The organism is Streptomyces sp. HUAS 31, from assembly GCF_028198125.1.
GTDB lineage: Bacteria > Actinomycetota > Actinomycetes > Streptomycetales > Streptomycetaceae > Streptomyces > Streptomyces chartreusis.
On record NZ_CP116353.1, the window covers coordinates 1,862,822 to 1,881,110 of the forward strand.

At 71.0% G+C, this 18,289-nt stretch carries 16 protein-coding genes; 6 read left to right on the plus strand and 10 right to left on the minus strand.

The annotated features are described in order from the left end of the window. Positions 1-93: 93 nt before the first annotated feature. Positions 94-777 (plus strand): DUF6215 domain-containing protein, encoded by a 684-nt coding sequence (locus tag PGH47_RS08105; RefSeq protein ID WP_271662853.1) that lies wholly within the window; start codon positions 94-96, stop codon positions 775-777. Positions 778-786: 9 nt separating this feature from the next. On the opposite strand, the gene PGH47_RS08110 is transcribed toward PGH47_RS08105, so the two are convergent. Next, positions 787-3,264: an alpha-L-arabinofuranosidase C-terminal domain-containing protein gene (locus PGH47_RS08110; protein WP_271662854.1), complete on the minus strand. Its 2,478-nt coding sequence runs from the start codon at positions 3,262-3,264 to the stop codon at positions 787-789. Between the two features lie 146 nt (positions 3,265-3,410). On the opposite strand from PGH47_RS08110, the gene PGH47_RS08115 reads away from it, so the two are divergent. Then, the gene (locus tag PGH47_RS08115; protein ID WP_271662855.1) at positions 3,411-3,926 is read left to right on the plus strand and encodes a DUF6314 family protein; all 516 of its coding nucleotides are present in this window, start codon (positions 3,411-3,413) and stop codon (positions 3,924-3,926) included. Here the strand turns inward: PGH47_RS08115 and PGH47_RS08120 are convergent. The 3 genes from PGH47_RS08120 to PGH47_RS08130 all read right to left on the minus strand — a co-directional run bounded on the left by PGH47_RS08120 (position 3,908) and on the right by PGH47_RS08130 (position 6,886). Further along, complete coding sequence (locus PGH47_RS08120; protein WP_271662856.1) at positions 3,908-4,501, minus strand: histidine phosphatase family protein; 594 nt, start codon at positions 4,499-4,501, stop codon at positions 3,908-3,910. The genes PGH47_RS08115 and PGH47_RS08120 overlap by 19 nt on opposite strands. 180 nt (positions 4,502-4,681) lie before the next feature. Beyond that, positions 4,682-5,116 (minus strand): GNAT family N-acetyltransferase, encoded by a 435-nt coding sequence (locus PGH47_RS08125; RefSeq protein ID WP_271662857.1) that lies wholly within the window; start codon positions 5,114-5,116, stop codon positions 4,682-4,684. 297 nt (positions 5,117-5,413) lie between these two features. After that, positions 5,414-6,886, minus strand: a complete 1,473-nt coding sequence (locus tag PGH47_RS08130) for an aminotransferase-like domain-containing protein (RefSeq protein ID WP_271662858.1) — start codon at positions 6,884-6,886, stop codon at positions 5,414-5,416. On the opposite strand from PGH47_RS08130, the gene PGH47_RS08135 reads away from it, so the two are divergent. Together PGH47_RS08135 and PGH47_RS08140 are read left to right on the plus strand one after the other, a co-directional pair. Further along, complete coding sequence (locus tag PGH47_RS08135) at positions 6,885-7,925, plus strand: DMT family transporter (RefSeq protein WP_271662859.1); 1,041 nt, start codon at positions 6,885-6,887, stop codon at positions 7,923-7,925. The two genes, PGH47_RS08130 and PGH47_RS08135, sit on opposite strands and share 2 nt — an antisense overlap. 94 nt (positions 7,926-8,019) lie before the next feature. Further along, entirely contained in the window at positions 8,020-8,223 is a 204-nt protein-coding gene (locus PGH47_RS08140; protein ID WP_271662860.1) for a DUF1918 domain-containing protein, read from the plus strand. A gap of 39 nt (positions 8,224-8,262) precedes the next feature. On the opposite strand, the gene PGH47_RS08145 is transcribed toward PGH47_RS08140, so the two are convergent. Beyond that, positions 8,263-9,525, minus strand: a complete 1,263-nt coding sequence (locus PGH47_RS08145) for a glycoside hydrolase family 10 protein (RefSeq protein ID WP_271662861.1) — start codon at positions 9,523-9,525, stop codon at positions 8,263-8,265. A 198-nt stretch (positions 9,526-9,723) separates the two neighbouring features. On the opposite strand from PGH47_RS08145, the gene PGH47_RS08150 reads away from it, so the two are divergent. Both PGH47_RS08150 and PGH47_RS08155 read left to right on the plus strand, forming a co-directional pair. Next, positions 9,724-10,596, plus strand: coding sequence for a 3-hydroxybutyryl-CoA dehydrogenase (locus tag PGH47_RS08150; RefSeq protein WP_271662862.1), 873 nt, complete (start codon positions 9,724-9,726; stop codon positions 10,594-10,596). A gap of 193 nt (positions 10,597-10,789) precedes the next feature. Further along, positions 10,790-11,047, plus strand: a complete 258-nt coding sequence (locus tag PGH47_RS08155; RefSeq protein WP_271662863.1) for a hypothetical protein — start codon at positions 10,790-10,792, stop codon at positions 11,045-11,047. Here PGH47_RS08155 and PGH47_RS08160 read toward each other — a convergent pair. From PGH47_RS08160 to pheS, 5 genes are all read right to left on the minus strand, one after another. Further along, positions 11,044-11,574, minus strand: a complete 531-nt coding sequence (locus PGH47_RS08160) for an NUDIX hydrolase (protein WP_030952280.1) — start codon at positions 11,572-11,574, stop codon at positions 11,044-11,046. The genes PGH47_RS08155 and PGH47_RS08160 overlap by 4 nt on opposite strands. An 85-nt stretch (positions 11,575-11,659) precedes the next feature. After that, on the minus strand, positions 11,660-13,000 hold the full coding sequence (locus PGH47_RS08165) for a hypothetical protein (RefSeq protein ID WP_030952278.1): 1,341 nt from the start codon (positions 12,998-13,000) through the stop codon (positions 11,660-11,662). A 279-nt stretch (positions 13,001-13,279) separates the two neighbouring features. Further along, positions 13,280-14,326: a PP2C family protein-serine/threonine phosphatase gene (locus tag PGH47_RS08170; protein ID WP_271662864.1), complete on the minus strand. Its 1,047-nt coding sequence runs from the start codon at positions 14,324-14,326 to the stop codon at positions 13,280-13,282. Positions 14,327-14,596: 270 nt separating this feature from the next. After that, complete coding sequence (gene pheT, locus PGH47_RS08175; protein ID WP_271662865.1) at positions 14,597-17,110, minus strand: phenylalanine--tRNA ligase subunit beta; 2,514 nt, start codon at positions 17,108-17,110, stop codon at positions 14,597-14,599. Beyond that, on the minus strand, positions 17,110-18,231 hold the full coding sequence (gene pheS, locus PGH47_RS08180; RefSeq protein WP_126899356.1) for a phenylalanine--tRNA ligase subunit alpha: 1,122 nt from the start codon (positions 18,229-18,231) through the stop codon (positions 17,110-17,112). Before pheS ends, pheT begins: the two co-directional genes overlap by 1 nt. Between the last annotated feature and the right edge of the window lie 58 nt (positions 18,232-18,289).

Here is an 18,289-nt window from a genome sequence, read left to right on the forward strand (position 1 = left end):
AGAGCGGGGCCGAGAAAATCGGCTTTGTCCAGGACATGTCCAGGAGCTAGTGTCCCCGGGCGCACATCAGGGGGATCACTACAGGTGGGGGACATGACCGAAAGCGTCCGCGCGCCCGAAAAGGGCGCGAACGTATGGGGGCAGGCCATCGCGGCCGTGGCGATGGTGACGGCGCTCGGCGGGGGTTTGTGGGCGTACGGGCAGACGTCCGAGAGCGGTGGGCCGCCTCCCGCCACATGCTCGGACGAGACGCCCGGGAAACCGACCGGGCGGGTGACCGGGGCCCAGCTGTGCGAGGCACTGCTCCGCCCCGACATCGCCGAGCTCCTGGGCACGCCGGCCGAGGACGCGAAGACCGCGAGCGGCAGCGACGGCTCCGTCGGGCTCTCCGGCGGCAAGGACATCCCGATGCCCTCCGCCGAGGTCGAGTTCGACACGTACACCGTGACGCTGTCGGCCACCTACGACGACCTCCCGGTGGCGGGGTCGGAGTCGCTGCTGAGGGACGCGGAGAAGCGCACGGTGCTGGGCCGGCCGGCGGTGCTGTACTCGGACCGCACGATCAGGATCGCCTTCCGCCTCGACGGGGGCGACGCCGACAGCGGTCCCGGGGTCCCGCTGCGGTCCCTGATGGTGGCCAAGGACGCGAAGGACGGCGGTGGCTCCTTCGACGTGACCCTGTGGCGCGCCGACGGCATGGTGCCGGACGGCGCCGTCCTGCTGCGGCTCGCCGAGAAGGTGCTGCCGACGGTCCCGGGATGGACCGCCGGCAGCTGACCCGCCGCGTCACCTCTGCTTGAGCCGCAGGAACGTCACGGAGTTCGCCGGGAAGGTGTACGTGAACCTGTCCGTGACCCGCGAGAAGGTGGACGTCGCCGGGGTGACCGGTGCGTCCGTCTCGGTGTTCACCGCGTCCTGGTCGGCGGCGAGGGTGGTCACCCGGGCCGTGGAGGCGACCCTGGCGCCGCCCAGGTCGATCGCGGTGCGGGCCTCGGCCGGCTGGGCGTTGACGACCTTGACGATCAGGTCACCGGTCCGGGCGTCCTTGGTGACGACCTGCCGGAACGGCTCGGCCGGCTTGTCGTCGGTGAAGCCGCCCCACTCCTGGCCGTCGAGGTACAGCGTGACCTGGCGGCCGCGCACCTTGACGTCGATGTCGTAGGCGCGGCCCGTCTCGATCGAGCCGGCCTTGGTGAGCAGCGTTCCCTTGCCGCCGTCCACGGCCTGCTCGACGGCGGACTGGGTGTTGTTCCAGCCGCCCAGGTTCCACCAGTAGTAGTTGCCGGTGTCCTTGACGCCGAAGGCGACGAGGAAGCCCTCCTTGCCGGACTTCTTGGTGGCCTTCACATGCAGGTCGTAGTCGTGCCAGGACGGGTCGCCGGCCTGGACCATGGTGTTCTCCGCCGCCGCGTCCGTCTGGACGTACTGGCCGTCCTCGACGCTCCAGTTGCCGGCGCCGGTGTGCGTCCACTTCGAGGCGTCACCGGAGAAGTCGTCGCTCAGCAGCGTGGCCCCGTCCGCCGCGGTGACCTTCACGTCGTCGTACGCGGCGCTGGTCGCCCAGGTCGAGAGGCCGACGGCACCGGTGATCGGGCCGCTGACGTCCGGTGTGGTGGTGGCCTTCGAGGGGACGACCCGGTCGCCGACGTTGTTCATGAACAGCTTCTGGACCTCGTAGTTCGCCGAGTTCCAGGAGGCGCGGTTGTTGAACCAGACCAGGTCAGGACGCCACTGGACGTAGTCCTCGTTGGCGAGCAGCGGGGCGTACGAGGCGAGCTTGACGACGTCTGCGTTGCGCTCCAGGCCGGTCATGAAGGCGGCTTCGGAGAGGCCGTTCTTCCAGGCGTTGCCCTGGGAGGCATACTCGCCGAGGAAGACCTTAGGGCCGCCGCGGTCGTAGGAGTCGTAGCGGTCGTTGTTCTGGAGGAACCAGTTGGGGCTGTTGTAGTAGTGCTCGTCGACCATCTCGACGTTCGCCTCGCGGTTGAGCCTCCAGGCGGTGTCGAAGGTGGTGCCGGCGTCGTCCGGGCCGGAGTTGGAGACGACCGTGATGTCCGGATACTCGGCCTCGATGGCGGCGCGGAACTGCTTGAAGCGGTCGAAGAACTCGTCGGGGAGGTTCTCCTCGTTGCCGACTTCGAGGTGCGTGAGGCGGAAGGGCCGCGGGTGACCCATCTCGGCACGGACCTTGCCCCACTTCGAGGTCGCCGGGCCGTTCGCGAACTCGATCAGGTCGAGAGTGTCCTGGATGTGCCTCTTGAGCAGCGCCTCGTCGTCGACGGCCCTGTTCTGGCCGCAGCCGGTCACCAGGGCCGGGACGACGGGCAGCGGCATGGCGCCGATGTCCTCGGAGAAGCGGAAGTACTCGTAGTAGCCGAGGCCGTAACTCTGGTTGTAGCCCCAGAAGTTGGCGTTGGTGGCGCGTTCCTCGACCGGACCGACGGTGTCCTTCCACTGGTAGGAGCGCTTGCGCTGCCAGCCGGAGGCCGCGCTGTAGTCCTCCATGGAGCCGGTGTTGACCAGGCAGCCGCCCGGGAAGCGCACGAACCCCGGGTGCAGGGCGGCGATCTTCTCGGCGAGGTCCTTGCGCAGGCCGTTCTGCTGGTTCCGATAGGTGTCGCGCGGGAAGAGCGACACCATGTCGAGGGCCGCCGCGTCGGTCGCCGCGACGGCAAGACGGCCGCGGTTGCTGGTGCGGGTCGCGGTGAACGTGGCCCTGTACTTGGCCCAGCCACCCTTGACGGCCACCTGGCGGGCGGTCGCCAGCGCGCCGGCGGCGTCCTTCAGGGCGACCGTGAGCGTGCTGCGGCTGCCGGCGCGGGCCCACACCGAGAAGTCGTACCGCTTGCCCTGCTCGACCCGGATCCCGGTGTTGTAGCCCGCGTTCGTGACGGACGAACCGGCACCCAGGGAGAGGTAGTTGCGGTTGCGCTCGTTCAGTCGGCCGGAGTCGTTCACGACCTCGCCGGTGCCTTCGACGGTCCAGGAGGTGAGGGGCGTGTACGACCGGTTGTCGTCCGGGGAGTACTCGAAGGACCGGTTCTGCACGAGCTCCGCGTACAGACCGCCGTCCGCGGCCCGGTTGATGTCCTCGAAGAAGACGCCGTACATCGTGTCGTCGATGGCGGCGCCCTTGGCGGCCGGGTCGACGGTGATCCTGTAGTCGGTGACGTCCTCGGCGTGCGCGGTGGCGGTGGGGACGAGGCCGGCCGCGACCAGGAGGGCGGTGGCGGCCGTGCCGTATCTCCGGCGGATGCGTGACATGGATACTCCGCGGCTCGATGTTCGAAATATCAGACACTGATCAACACTTCGAACGGCAAGATAGGGAGGGGAATTCGGAGGCGTCAACGATTCGCACGGTTTCGAAAGTTGTCGGACGAGCCGGGCGGGTCGGGAGGGTGGAACGGATGGGCGAGCTCTGGCCGGTACCGGACGCACTGGCGTATCTGGCCGGAGGCTGGCGCGCCGAGCGGGCGGTGCGGGACCTCGCGAGCGGGGACGAGGGCGAGTTCTCCGGTACGACGATCTTCGAGCCGCTGGAGGACGTGGAGCCGCCGCTCGGGCTGCCGCAGGGGGCACCGCAAGGGCTGCCGCAGGGCCTGGCGCGAGGGCTGCCGCGGGGGCTGCTGCACCGCGAGTCCGGCACGTTCGTGTGGCGGGGCGTGCCGCGGCCCGCCGAGCGGACGCTGCGCTTCCTGCCGGGGAGTTCACCGGGGACGGCGGACGTGCGCTTCGCCGACGGTCGCCCGTTCCACGACCTGGACCTGTCCTCCGGCCGCCATGTCGCCGATCACCCCTGCTCGGCCGACCTCTACCGGGGCGAGTTCACCGTCCGGGACGCGGACCACTGGCGGTCGGTGTGGCGGGTGCGCGGACCGGCCAAGGAGCTGGTCCTCACCACCGACTACGCACGCGAGCGCTGACCGGACCCCGCGTCGAAGCGGAGGTGCCAGCGCCCCGCGCGACCGGTGACCGTGGTCGCCGACAGCGGACGCACGTCGATGTTCCAGTACGTCGACGGCGGCGCCTTCAGCACGTAGACCAGGGCGGCGCGGATCACCGACGGTTCGGCCACGGCGACGATACGATCGCCGTCGTCCACGGGCCGGGTGTCGAGCCAGTTTCCGACGCGTCCGATGAACCCGAGCAGCGATTCGCCTCCGTGCGGAGTGGCGCGCGGGTCGGCCAGCCAGGCGTCCACCGCGTCCGGCTCGCGGGCCATCGCCTCGCCGAGCGTGAGCCCCTGCCAGCGGCCCATGTCACAGTCGCGCAGGGCGAGTTGCACCAGCGGGGCGTAGCCCAGGGCGTCGCCGGTCGCGCGGCTGCGCGGGGTCGGCGAGCAGTAGCGCAGCTCGGCCGCGGCCAGCGGCAGCAGGCCGTGCGCGACGCTCTGCACCTCGTCCCAGCCGGCCTGGTCCAGCGGCCGGTCGTCCTGGAAGCGCTCCGCGAGCAGCGAGGAGCTGCGCGCGGCGGCGACGAACGTGACCCGAAGTGACATGCGGTGATGGTGTGACGCCGAAGTGACCAGGTCAAGAGTGGTTGTGCCGACGTCACCGAGGGTGGACGAAGGCTTACTGCGGGGTCAGGATCAGGCGGACAAGTGGCTGGAAAACGAGCAGATGGAAACTTCAAGTACGCCCGTCCGGAGCACCGCCGACGGGGACGGCGCTCCGAGCGGTCAGAAGTAGAGCGCCATCCACTGGTCCGGGTTCTCCAGCGGCGCGAAACCGAGCTTCGCGTAGACCCCGTGCGCGTCGTGAGTGGCGAGCAGGATGCGCCGGAGCCCGTACGGCCGCAGGTGCTCCCGCACCTCCCCCACGAGCGCCGATCCGATGCCCTTGCCGCGCACCGACGGGTCCACATACACATCGCACAGCCACGCGAAAGTCGCCCGGTCGGTGATGATCCGGGCATACGCCACCTGATCCCCCGAGACCGACTCGTACACCCCGAAGTTCAGCGACCCGTCGATCGCCCGATCCTGCTTCTCCCTCGCCCGCCCGAGCGCCCAGTACGCATCGGTGGACAGCCACCGATGGACCCGCTCCCGGTCGATACGGTCCGGGTCGACAGAGATCTCATAGCCCTCGGCGAGGCTCGGGGTGTCGGTCATGCGGCGAGATTCGCAGGAGGAAGGCACGAACGTCGACCGATTTTCACCGGCCGCCATGACCACCCTCCGGGGAGCGGTTGCCGCCGACCTCCATGACCACCCTCCGGGGAGCGGTTGCCGCCGACCGCCACGACCACCCTCCGGGGAGCGGTTGCCGCCGACCGCCACGACCACCCTCCGGGTTGCGGTTGTCGCCGGCCGCCACCAACCCCCCCAAGGGGCGCGGGGAACTGCGCGACCAGCCACGACGGCGCCGCAGACGCACGACACACACCCCCCCCGGCCCCCAGCGGAGCGCTAAAGCACTTCGTCGCAAGCCGCCCGCAACCGCCGCACCCCCTCCGCGATCTCCCCCAGCCCCGCGACGGCCGCGAAGCTCAACCGCAGATGACCGGCCGACGGCTCCGCGCTGAAGTACGGACGCCCCGGCGTGACGGCGACGCCCGCACGCAGGGCCGCGGCAGTCAGCGCCGACTCTCCCCCAGGGCCGAAAGCCCGGGAGGTGCCCCCAGTGCCGTCAGGAAGGCGGAGCCACAGGTGGTAGCCGCCGGACGGGACGTGCGGGAGGGCGAGTTCGGGCAGGTCCAGACACAGCGCGGCCGTCATGGTGTCGCGGCGGGTCTTCAACTCGGCGGAGATCGACCGCAGATGACGGGGCCAGGCGGGCGAGCCGACCAACTCCACGGCCGCTTCCTGCAAGGGACGCGGCACGAAGAAGGAGTCGACGACCTGGATCGCGCGCAGCCGCTCCAGCACGGGGCCGCGGGCGGCGAGCGCGCTCACCCGGAAGCTCGGCGAGGTCGCCTTGGTCAGCGAACAGACGTGCACGACGACGCCGTCCGGGTCGTCGGCGGCCAGCGGACGCGGCAGCGGACCCGCGTCCTCGTGCACCAGCCGGCGTACGAAGTCGTCCTCGACGACGAAGGCACCTGCGTCGCGCGCGATGCGCAGCACCTCGCCGCGCCTGTCAGGGGCGAGCATCGCGCCGGTCGGGTTCTGGAACAGCGGCTGGCAGACGAAGACGCGGGCGCCGGTCGCCCGGAACGCGTCGGCGAGCAGCGAAGGGCGCACCCCGTCCGCGTCGACCGGGACGGGGACCGGACGCAGACCGGCACCGCGGGCGATCGCGAGCATGCCCGGATAGGTCGGCGACTCCACCAGCACCGGCGCGCCGGGCGGTGCCAGCGCCTTCAGCGCCGTGGTCAGCGCCGACTGACCGCCCGCGGTGATCAGCACCTCGGCCGCCGTGACGGCGCCGCCCGCCCCGCCGATGCTGCGCGCGAACCACTCCCGCAGCTCCGGCAGCCCCTCCATGGGCGGCCTCCCCCATGCTCCGGGCCGCCGCCCGGCCCGCGACAGCGCGGCGGCCATCGCCCGCTCCGGCTGCAAGGACTGGTGCAGATAGCCGCCGTTGAACTCGATCACGCCGGGCGGCGGAGCGGCGAGCGAGACGAGCACCCCCGAGGCGTCCACCGAGCGCGGGACCAGCTCCGGCCCGCCTTCCGCGCTGAGGGTGACCTCCTGCCAGGAGGTGTCCCCGGCGGGGTCCACGTGTGTGTGCGGCTCGGCGCGGAACGCCCCGGCCCCGGGGCGGGTGACCACCAGGCCCTCGGCCGCCAGCTGGGCGAGGGCGCGGGAGACGGTCACCGGGCTCACCCGGAACCGCTCGACGAGCGCACGGCTCGACGGGAGCTTTCCACCCGGAGAGTAGCGGTTGAGTTCCCGTCGCAGCTGATTCGCCAGTTCACTGACACTGCTACGCTCTTGCATGAGGACCAAGAATAGCGCTACCGACCCGACCTCGATAGCAGTCACCGCCGAGCCGGCCCCGGCCACCACGGCCACATCCGCCACCCCGGCCGCCCCTGTCGCCCCGGCCTCGGTCGCCCCCGTCAGGCAGGCCGCTTCGGCGCGCGCGGCCCTCGGCGGCACGCTCCAGGCCGCCCTCGGTGTCGCGGCCTTCTCCCTCACCTTCCCGGCCACCGCGTGGGGGCTGGAGAGCTTCGGTCCCTGGTCCCTGGTCGCCGTGCGCAGTGTGCTCGCCGCGCTCATCGCGGGCGGTTGTCTGCTCGCGGTGGGGGTCCCCCCGCGCGAGCGAAGCCGAGCGTGGGGGAGCGTCCCGCTGCCCGCCCGTCGGCACTGGGCGGGCCTCGCGGTGGTCGCCGCCGGAGTGGTCGTCGGTTTCCCCCTGCTCACCACACTCGCGCTCCAGACGTCGACCACCGCGCACGCGGCCGTCGTGGTCGGTCTGCTGCCGCTGACCACCGCCCTGTTCTCGGCCCTGCGCGTCGGCACCCGCCCCTCGCGGACCTTCTGGCTGGCGGCGCTCGCGGGCGCCGCCGCGGTGGCCGCCTTCACGGTGCAGCAGAGCGGCGGCGCGCTGACCACCGCCGACCTGTATCTCTTCGGGGCCCTGCTGGTGTGCGCCGCCGGCTACACCGAGGGCGGCCGACTGGCCCGGGTCATGCCGGGCTGGCAGGTGATCGGCTGGGCTCTGGTGCTGTGCCTGCCGATCACCGTGCCGGCCGCCGCGGTGGCCCTGTCCCACGAAGCCGTCCACCTCTCCTGGCACGGTGTGACCGGGCTGCTGTGGGTCGCGGCGGGCTCGCAGTTCCTCGGGCTCGTCGTCTGGTACCGGGGCATGGCGGCCATCGGCATCCCGAAGGCCAGCCAGTTGCAGTTGGCCCAGCCCCTGCTCACACTGGTGTGGTCGGTGCTGCTGCTGGGCGAGCACCTGACAGTGGCCGCCCCGCTGACGGCCGCGGCGGTACTCGTATGCATCGCCGTGACGCAACGGGCGCGTGGCTGAGCGGGCCCTGACGACCCACTTCCAACCACCGCTCCACGCCGTAGACTCAAGGCCACGGACCGCTGCTCCCGCACCTGGTGAGGAGGACCGACAGATGCGTGCAATCGTGGGCGACCAGCTTGTGCAGCACGGCAGGGTGGTCGGGCAACACGACAAGGTCGGCGAGATCGTCGAAGTCCTCGGTCATGAGGGCAACCCCCCGTACCGCGTCCGTTTCGAGGACGGGCACGAGGGTCTGTGCTCCCCCGGCCCCGACACCGAGATCCGTCACAGTCACCGGAAGACGACGACGAGGTAGCCCCGAGAGGCAGCCCGGTCGCAGTCCCGGAGCGACGGATCAGCGTGGTGCGATCGCCGGCTGCCCGTAGTGGTCGGCGACCACCCGTGCCATGGCCCCGATCCGGTCCGCCGCCAGGTCCTTCGCGGCGAAGTAGACGTGTCCGCGTGCCTCCGGGTGGTCCTCGGCCAGCGTGAGGTGCCGCGACAGCTCGGCCGGGTCCTGCCAGGCGGCGGGCTGCGCCGCGTCCCCGGCCTTGTAGAGCGCCTCGCCGACGTAGAGCTGCGTCCGGCTCCCCCGCGCGACCTCGGCCCACCACGGCAGGAGCTTGGCGTAGTCCGCGACGGCGAAGCCGATGTTCCAGTACAGCTGCGGACAGATGTAGTCGATCCAGCCCTCGCGCACCCACTTGCGGGTGTCCGCGTACAGGTCGTCGTACGTCTCGACACCGCCCCGGGTGTCGGAGCCCAGCGGGTCGGAGGCGGCGTTGCGCCACACGCCGAACGGGCTGATGCCGAACTGCGTGGCGGGCCTGATCGCCCTGATGCCGGCCGCCATCTCCAGGATCAGCTTGTCGATGTTGTCCCGCCGCCAGTCGGCCCTGGCCTCGAAGCCGCCGCCGTAGGTGTCGTAGGCCTCGTCGTCGTCGAAGCTCTGACCGGCCACCGGGTAGGGGTAGAAGTAGTCGTCGAAGTGGACCGCGTCGACGGGGTAGCGCGCCACCGCGTCCAGCATGGCCCGCTGCACGAAGGCCCGGACCTCGGGCAGCCCCGGGTTGTAGTAGAGCTTGCCGCCGTACGACACCACCCAGTGCGGGTGCCGGCGGGCGGGGTGGGTCTCGGCCAGCCGGTCGAGGTCGGTGTGGTTGGCGATGCGGTAAGGGTTGCACCAGGCGTGCAGCTGGAGCCCGCGGGCGTGAGCCTCCTCCACGGCCGTACCCAGCGGGTCCCAGCCGGGGTCCTGGCCCTGGGTGCCGGTGAGGACCTGGGTCCACGGCTCGTACGGCGAGGGCCACAGGGCGTCGGCGGTCGGCCGCACCTGGAGGATCACCGTGTTCAGCCGGCAGCGCGCGGCCGCGTCGAGGTGGGCCATCAGTTCGGCGCGCTGCTCGTCCGCGCTGAGCCCCTGCCTGGAGGGCCAGTCCCGGTTGGCGACGGTCGCCACCCAGACCCCGCGCATCTCGCGGGTCGCCCACCGCCGGTTCCGGTTGGCTCCGTCCGCCACGGCGGAACCGGCCGCCATCGCGCCGCCTGACCCCACGAGTGCCGACAGTGCGGTCACCGTGAATGCCCGCCGTGACAGCCATGACTTCCGGTTGCGCATCCTTTTCGTACCTCCGTGTGCCGTGGTCAATGGCCCCACCCCGGGACGGATCCATACGTTCTGGACCTGATCCCGCGTCAGCCTTTCATGCGGCACCCGAACGATCGATCACGCGCCGCCGAAGGTAACGTGCAGGTTTGGAGCAGGCGCCGAACAACGGCGGACCTGCCGCAGTCGTGGATCAGCGAAGGGGTCGATGTGACCGGCATCTCCGGAGATATTGCACGCGTCGGTGTGGTGGGCTGCGGCCAGATGGGAGCGGGCATCGCCGAGGTGTGCGCCCGCGCCGGGCTGGACGTGAAGGTCGCCGAGACCACCGGCGAGGCCCTGGAGATCGGCCGCACCCGGCTGTTCAACTCCCTGGACAAGGCCGCCGAGCGCGGCAAGCTCAGCGAGGCGGAGCGGGACGAGACGCAGGCGCGGCTGTCCTTCACCACCGACCTCGGCGAGTTCGCCGACCGCGATCTCGTGATCGAGGCCGTCGTGGAGAACGAGCAGGTCAAGACCGAGATCTTCCAGGTCCTTGACCAGGTCGTGACCCGGCCCGACGCGATCCTCGCCTCCAACACCTCCTCGATCCCGCTGGTGAAGCTCGCGGTCGCCACCTCGCGCCCGGACCAGGTCATCGGCGTGCACTTCTTCAACCCGGCCCCGGTGCAGAAGCTCGTCGAGCTGATCCCGGCGCTCACCACCTCCGAGGGCACGATCGCGCGCGCCCAGTCCTTCGCCGAGAAGCTGCTGGGCAAGCACGCCATCCGCGCCCAGGACCGCTCCGGCTTCGTGGTCAACGCGCTGCTCATCCCGTACCTGCTCTCCGCGATCCGGATGTTCGAGTCGGGCATCGCCAGCCGCGAGGACATCGACAACGGCATGGAGCTCGGCTGTGCCCACCCCATGGGCCCGCTGAAGCTGTCCGACCTCATCGGCCTGGACACGGTCGCCTCGGTGGCCGACAGCATGTACGACGAGTTCAAGGAGCCGCTGTACGCCGCGCCCCCGCTGCTACAGCGCATGGTGGACGCGGGCCGGCTGGGCCGCAAGACCGGCTCCGGCTTCTACACCTACGGCTGATTACGGTCGGTCAGATTCCGGCCAAGTACACGGGCCCGGCACCGAACAGGTGCCGGGCCCGCGTCATTCACACACCGTGTGCGCGGCGGGCTCGCATATGCCGTTCGCACACTCTCCCCATGCGTCCACCAGGCGAGTTCACTTTTCCTGCGCATGCCAGGGATTCGAGACGACTACGGAAAGGAGCGGACACGTGACCGCCGATCCCGAGCATCCAGTCGTATCTGGAGAACTCGCAGAGTTACGACGCCGACTCGACGTCGCCTACGCCCGCGTGGAGGGCGGGCTGACTCTGCTCACGCACCGCACCGAGGAGACCGCCAAGGAACTCGACGAGCTGAACACCCGGATCCACACACTGGAACACACGCGCTGGCCGCTGCCCGCGGTCGCCGCCCTCACCGCCGTGGGTGCTCTCGTCGTGGCGATCTGGCAGGCCGTTGGGCACTAGCCGAGCCTGAGATGGTGCAGCAGGAGTAACGCGGCCGCCATGTTGGCGGCCGGGACCTCCCCACGGGCGACCATGTCGGGGACGAGCTTGAGCGGGACCCATTCCCTGCGGTCCGACTCGAAGTCGTCCACGGGATGCCCGACGTACTCGCCCTCGTCGGCCCAGTAGATGTGGTGCCGGGCGTCGGTGAGCCCGTTGGAGGGCTCCACGCTCATGAGGTGGTGCAGAGGTCCCGGCCGCCAGCCGGTCTCCTCCTCGAGTTCCCTGGCGGCCGCCCGGGCGATGTCCTCGCCGTCCTCGACGACGCCCGCCGCGAGTTCCCATCCCCAGCTGTCGGTGATGAAACGGTGGCGCCACAGGAGGAGCACTTCATTGGCCTCGTTGACCACCGTGGCCACGGCCACCGGCCGCAGCCGTATCAGGAAGTGGTCCAGGTGCCGACCGTCGGGCAGCTCCACGTCTGCCAGGTTGACGGTGAACCAGCGGTTTTCATACACAGTTTGTTCGTTCTGTTTCGTCCACTGCACGGTTCTGCCACCTTCCGTCGAGTAAGTGGCAATATCGCAGCAGGGACTATGAGGTGTCGGTGTTCGAGTACCCGCGTGCACCGGCCTACAGCGGTACGCGCAGCGCTCCGTCGATGAGTTCGGCGGCCTCGGAGGTGCCCGCGCCACCGCTGCGCACCAGGTGTTCGCGTACCGCCCGGAGTCTGTCGCGCAGACGCTGGGACTCCATTCCCCGCGCCTGCTCGGCCATCTGCACGGCGGTGGCCACGGCCTTGTCGGCGTTGCCCTGGCGCAGCTCGATCGTGCTGAGCATGGCCAGCCGGTGCACCCGGCCCCGGTCGTGGGCGGGGTTGTCGACGGCGGCCGTGGCATGCTCCCCCGCGGCCGCGAGCTCCCCGAGACTCAGCAGCGCCTCCGCCACCTGGACGTTGACGAGGCCGGGTTGGACATAGCCCGTTTCGTCGGGTTCGTATCCGCGGTGGATGCGTTCGGCGGCCTGCTCGGCACGCCGGATGCAGGACAGGGCGCTCGTGCCGTCGCCGAGGTGGGCGTACGCCTTCGCCTGCATCGCGTACAGATCGGAGGCGAGTGCCGGGGTGATGTGCTTGCCGGCGGCCCGCAGCGCGGCCTCCGCGAAGGCGACCGCCTGCCGGAACTCCCGCATGAACAGCGCCTGGTTGACCAGCAGCGCGATCACATACGCACCGAGCCCACGGTCCCCACTGGCCTTCGCCAGCCGCAGCGCCTGATGGAAGTACCGCTGGGCGAGCCCGTGCGCGTCGGAGTCGTAGGCGCAGATCCCGGCGATGGCCACCAGCCCGCCCGTGGCCCGGTGCAGTTGGCGCCCGGTGGCGTCGGTGTAGCTGCCGCGCAGCAGCGGGGCGGCCTCGGCGTTGAGGAAGCCGACGATCCGGGTGCGGGTCGCGATGCCGCCCGCCTTGCGGTACATCTGCTCGTAGTGGGTGCGGGCCGCCCGCAGCATGTCGATGTCGGCGGAGGTGACCCGGTGCCGTCCCCCGCGTGAGACGTCGACGTCCTCGGGCGGGTTCTCCCACTCCCACACCGGCATCACGGCGGGTGTGCCGGTGACCGCGGGGGCGCCCAGTATGTGCGGCCGCTGCTGCTCGTCGGAGCGCCACAGGGCGGTGGCCCGCTCGACGAAGCCGGACAGTGTGGTGGTGTGCGCGGAGTTGGGCTCACCGGGGACGCCGAGACCGATGTCGTCGAGTGTGACGGTACGGTGCAGCCGGCCGGCCAGCACCTCACAGATCAGGTCGGGCACCTGACCGCGGGGCCGCTGCCCCTTCAACCACCGTGCGACGGCGGTGTGTTCGTATCTCAGCGCGAGCCCACGCGCCCGCCCCGCCTGGTTCACGTGTGCTGCCAGCCCCGCGTGCGAGATCCCGGCCTCGTCCAGGATCGCGTCGAGCAGAGTGTTGGGCTGCATATATGCCCCCCGGGTGGCCTCGGTGACCGTCAGACTAGTGCGAACCGGTTCACACGGGGTGTGAACGAAGTACGCGAATCCGTAGCGTGCGCGCGCTGTTGCGGAGAGTTTCCTGCCGGTTGACTGAGATGCCTCGCAAAGAGGCCGGCCGGGCCGCCGGCTCCCCCTCGTACAGTGCGGCGGCCCGCTTCCGCGCCGTCCGCCCAGCTGCCTGCCCGACACTCCGTGGCGGGGCGGACGGCCGCCGCCGGCTCGGCAGCGCGACTGATCGCCGTTGCACTAGAGGTAATTGGTCGACTGCGGGTTCGTTGTGGCTGGTCGCGCAGTTCCCCGCGCCCCTAAGGGGTTGCACTCCATCGGGGCTCGGTCGTTCCGTAGGACCAGTAGCGCCATGTCGTCCGACTGCCTGCCCCTTGTGTGGCGGAGGACCCCTGTGAACAGGCTGCGCAGGATGGCCTGGGCAGTGATCGGGTGCTGCCTTACGACACCGGCGAGCGCCGCCTGCAGCGAGAAGAATTGGCCTCTCGCATCCCTCGCGTCCTCGACACCGTCCGTGTACAGGACCAGGGAGTCGCCGGGGAACAGGGTGCCGCAGGACACCGGGGACGGTTCCGTCGGAAGGGGGAACAGGCCCAGGGGCGGAAGGGGGTCGGTGCGGGCGAGGGGCTCGACGCTGGTGCCGCTCAGCAGATACGGCCAGGGATGGCCGCAGTTGAGCGCGGTGATCTCGCCGTCGCGGCCGATCTCCAGGAGCAGCACGGTGACGAAGTCCTCGGCCGCGGGGTGTTCGTCCGGTGCCCGCTCGCGCAGATGGCGGGCCAGCGCCCGGTCCAGCCGGTGCAGCACCCGGCGCAGATCGGGTTCGTCGTGGACGGCCTCCCGGAAGCTGCCGAGGACGGCGGCGACCGTGCCGATGGCTTCGATGCCGTGGCCGCGGACGTCACCCATGACCGCGCGTACGCCGTGCTCGGTGGCGATGACCTCGTACAGGTCGCCGCCGACCCGGGCACCGCGGTCCGCGGAGAGCTGGGCGGCGGCGACGTTCAGCCCGTCGATGCGCGGCGGCAATGGCCTCAGCAGCACGCTCTGCGCGGCACCGGCGACCTCGCGCATCTGCCGGAGCTCACGCACCAGGGCCCGCCGGACGTGCAGGATCAGCCCGGTCCCCACGGCGAAGAAGACGGCGCTGGTCACGATCCGCGCACCGAGGCCGTCCTGCTGGGCGAGCGGGCAGGTCAGCTTGTAGGTGATCGCCATCCCTCCCCAGGCGGTGGGCAGCCCGAACGCGAGCACCTTGCGGGGAACCCGAGCCTTGAAGCGGAGCATGCCGATGGTCCCCCAATAGCCCCTGACAAAGCAGAACGGACCGACCTCGAAAGGCCGGTCCGATTCTGTCGGCAGATAGTCCGGAAGTACCAGATCATCCCGAGAAGTCACCCCATCGAGTGAGGTGACCTCACCGGGCCGACGGGGTGTGGGGGGGGCATGCCCCCCCACAAGGGGCGCGGGGCTGTGTCGATATGCGGCTCCGCCGCGTGGGCGCGACCAACCACGACGAAACCCGCAGCCGGCAGACGACACCGTCCCCCGCGGCGATCAGCCCCTCAGCACGGCACCCGTACGCTCGCCCGCCAGGGCAACCGCCGCATCCCGAGCCGCCGAAGCCTCGTCAACCGTCAGCGTCCGGTCACCCGCGCGGAAGCGCAACGCGTACGCGAGCGACTTCTTGCCGTCGCCGAGCTGCTCGTCGTTGACGTACACGTCGAACAGGCGGATCGCCTCGAGGAGTTCACCCGCGCCCTCACGGAGCGCGTCCTCCACCTCGGCGGCCGGCACCGGCTTGTCCACGACGAGGGCCACGTCCTGGGTGGCCACCGGGAACGTGGAGATGCTCGGCGCCTGGGGCGTGCCGTCGCCGACCTGCTCCAGGGCGTCCAGGTCCAGCTCCATCGCGCAGGTGCGGGCGGGCAGACCGAGGGCCTTGAGCACCCGGGGGTGCAGCTCGCCCGCGTGACCGACGACCGTCTCCGTGCCGTCCACGGCCACGGCGAGCTCGGCGCACCGGCCGGGGTGCCACGGCCCGTACTGGCCGCCGCGCACGATCAGCTCGGCTCCGGCCTCGCGGGCCACGAGCCGGGCCGCCTCGATGGCGTCGGCCCAGTCGGCCGGACGTCCGGCGCCCCACCAGCCGGCCTGCTCACGCGCACCGGCGAGGACGACGGCCACGTGCCGCGGCTGCTCGGGCAGCACGGCGTCGAGCGCGGCGAGCTCCTCGTCGGTCGGACGGCGGTCGACCGGCAGGTGACCGACGGTGCCCGGCTTCTCGTTCGGGAGGAAGATCAGCCCGGTCTCGAAGAGCGCCAGCTCGTGCGAGCCCCGCCCGTCGTTGCGCCGCAGCGCGCCGAGCAGACCCGGCAGCAGCGACGTGCGCAGCGCGGGCTCCTCGTCGTTGAGCGGGTTGACCAGCTTCACGACACGGCGGGCCGGGTCGTCCGCGGCCAGGCCGAGCTGGTCGAAGACCTGCTCGCTGACGAAGGGGTAGTTCGGCGCCTCGACATAGCCGGCCCCGGCCAGCGCGCGGCCGACGCGGCGGTGCAGGCGCTGACGGTGGGTCAGGCCACGGCCGGACGGCGGCTTGGGCAGCGTGGAGGGCAGGTTCTCGTAGCCCTCCAGCCGGATGACCTCTTCGGCCAGGTCGTTCGGCTCAAGGAGGTCGGGCCGCCAGGACGGCACGGTGACGATCAGCTCGTCCTGCCCGTAGACGTCGCAGCCGATCTGCTGGAGCCGGCGTACGACGGTCTCGCGGCCGTACTCGACGCCCGCGACCTTGTCCGGGTGGTTGGCCGGGACGGTGATGGTGTGCGGCGCGGACGGCGTGACGACCTCGGTGACACCGGCGTCGGCGGTGCCGCCCGCGAGCAGGACCAGCAGGTCGACGGTGCGCTGGGCGGCCGCGGCGGCGGCAGCCGGGTCGACGCCGCGCTCGAAGCGACGGGACGCCTCGGAGGACAGCTTGTGCCGGCGGGCCGTACGCGCGATGGCGACCTGGTCGAAGTGGGCGGCCTCGATGACGACCGCGGTGGACGCGTTCTCGACGTCCTCGTGGTCGGCGATCTCGGTGTTGGCGCCGCCCATGACGCCCGCGAGGCCGATGGGGCCGCGGTCGTCGGTGATGACGAGGTCCTCGGCGTGCAGCTTGCGCTCGACGTCGTCGAGGGTGACGAGCTTCTCGCCCTCCTCGGCGCGGCGCACGCCGATGGTGCCCTGGACCAGGTTGCGGTCGTAGGCGTGCAGCGGCTGGCCGAGCTCCATCATCACGTAGTTGGTGACGTCGACGGCGAGCGAGATCGGGCGCATGCCGACCTTCTGCAGGCGCCGCTGGAGCCAGATCGGCGAGCGGGCCTCGGGGCTGAGGCCGGTCACCGTGCGGGCGGTGAAGCGGTCGCAGCCCATCGGGTCCGAGACCTGCACCGGGTAGCCGAAGGCGTTCGGGCCGGGCACGTCGAGGAGCGCCGGGTCGCGCAGCGGCAGGCCGTAGCCGATGGCGGTCTCGCGGGCGACGCCGCGGATGGACAGGCAGTCGCCGCGGTTGGCGGTGACGGCGATGTCCAGGACCTCGTCGACCAGCTCCAGGAGCTCGATGGCGTCCTTGCCGACCTCGGTCTCCGGGGGCAGCACGATGATGCCGTGCGTGCCGTCGTCGCCCATGCCCAGCTCGCTGCTGGAGCAGATCATGCCGTGGGACGTGCGGCCGTAGGTCTTGCGGGCGCTGATCGCGAAGCCGCCGGGCAGCACGGCGCCCGGGAGGACCACGACGACCTTGTCGCCGACCTGGAAATTACGGGCGCCGCAGATGAGTTCCTGGGGCTCGCCGGTGCCGTTGGCGTGGCCGACGTCGACGGTGCAGAAGCGGATCGGCTTCTTGAACTCCGTCAGCTCCTCGATGGTCAGCACCTGGCCGACGACGAGGGGGCCCTTGAGGCCGTCGCCGAGCTGCTCGACGGTCTCGACCTCGAGACCGGCGAAAATGAGCTTGGCCTGGACGTCGCGCCCGGTCTCCGTCGCCGGCAGGTCGACGTACTCCCGCAGCCAAGAAAGCGGGACCCGCATCAGATCTCCATCCCGAACGGCCGGGTGAACCGGACGTCACCCTCGACCATGTCTCGCATGTCTTCGACGTTGTGGCGGAACATCAGCATCCGCTCGATGCCGAACCCGAAGGCGAAGCCGCTGTACTTCTCCGGGTCCACGCCGCAGGCGGTGAGGACCCGCGGGTTGACCATGCCGCAGCCGCCGAGCTCGATCCAGCCTTCGGAGGAGCAGGTACGGCAGGGCCGGTCGGGGTTGCCCACGGACTCGCCCTTGCAGACGTAGCAGAGCATGTCCATCTCGGCGCTGGGCTCGGTGAAGGGGAAGAAGTTCGGCCGCAGCCGGGTCTTCATGCCCTCGCCGAACAGGGACTGGACCATGTGGTCCAGGGTGCCCTTGAGGTCCGACATGGTGAGGCCCTCGTCCACGGCGAGCAGCTCGACCTGGTGGAAGACCGGGGTGTGGGTGGCGTCCAGCTCGTCGGTGCGGTACACGCGGCCGGGACAGATCACGTACACCGGCAGCTCACGGCTGAGCAGCGAGCGGATCTGCACCGGCGAGGTGTGGGTGCGCAGCACGACACCGGACTCGGTGCCGCCGTCCGGGCCCTGCACGAAGAAGGTGTCCGCCTCGCCGCGCGCCGGGTGGTCCGGGCCGATGTTGAGGGCGTCGAAGTTGAACCACTCCGCCTCGACCTGGGGGCCCTCGGCCACCTCGTAGCCCATGGCCACGAAGATGTCCTCGATGCGCTCCGAGAGCGTGGTGAGCGGGTGGCGGGCGCCGGCCGGGACGCGGTCGTACGGCAGCGTGACGTCCACCGCCTCCTCGACCAGTACGCGCTGGTCGCGCTCGGCCTCCAGCTCGCCCTGGCGGACGCCGAGTGCCTTGTTCACCGCGCCACGGGCCTGCCCGACCCGCTTGCCGGCCTCGGCCTTGGCGTGCGGGGGCAGGGCGCCGATCTCGCGGTTGGCGAGGGCCAGCGGGGAGGTGCCGCCGGTGTGGGCGACCTTGGCCTCCTGGAGCGCGTCGAGGGAGTCCGCGGCGGCGAAGGCGGCGAGCGCCTCGTCCCGCATCCGCTCGATCTCATCCGGTTTCAGGGCCTCGACCTCTACAGGGTCGTACGACTTATTCGGTGCCGACATCTCTTCCCGTGCTTCCGATTGGCTGGCTGAGTGCCCCGTCTCGACCTGGAGACGCTTC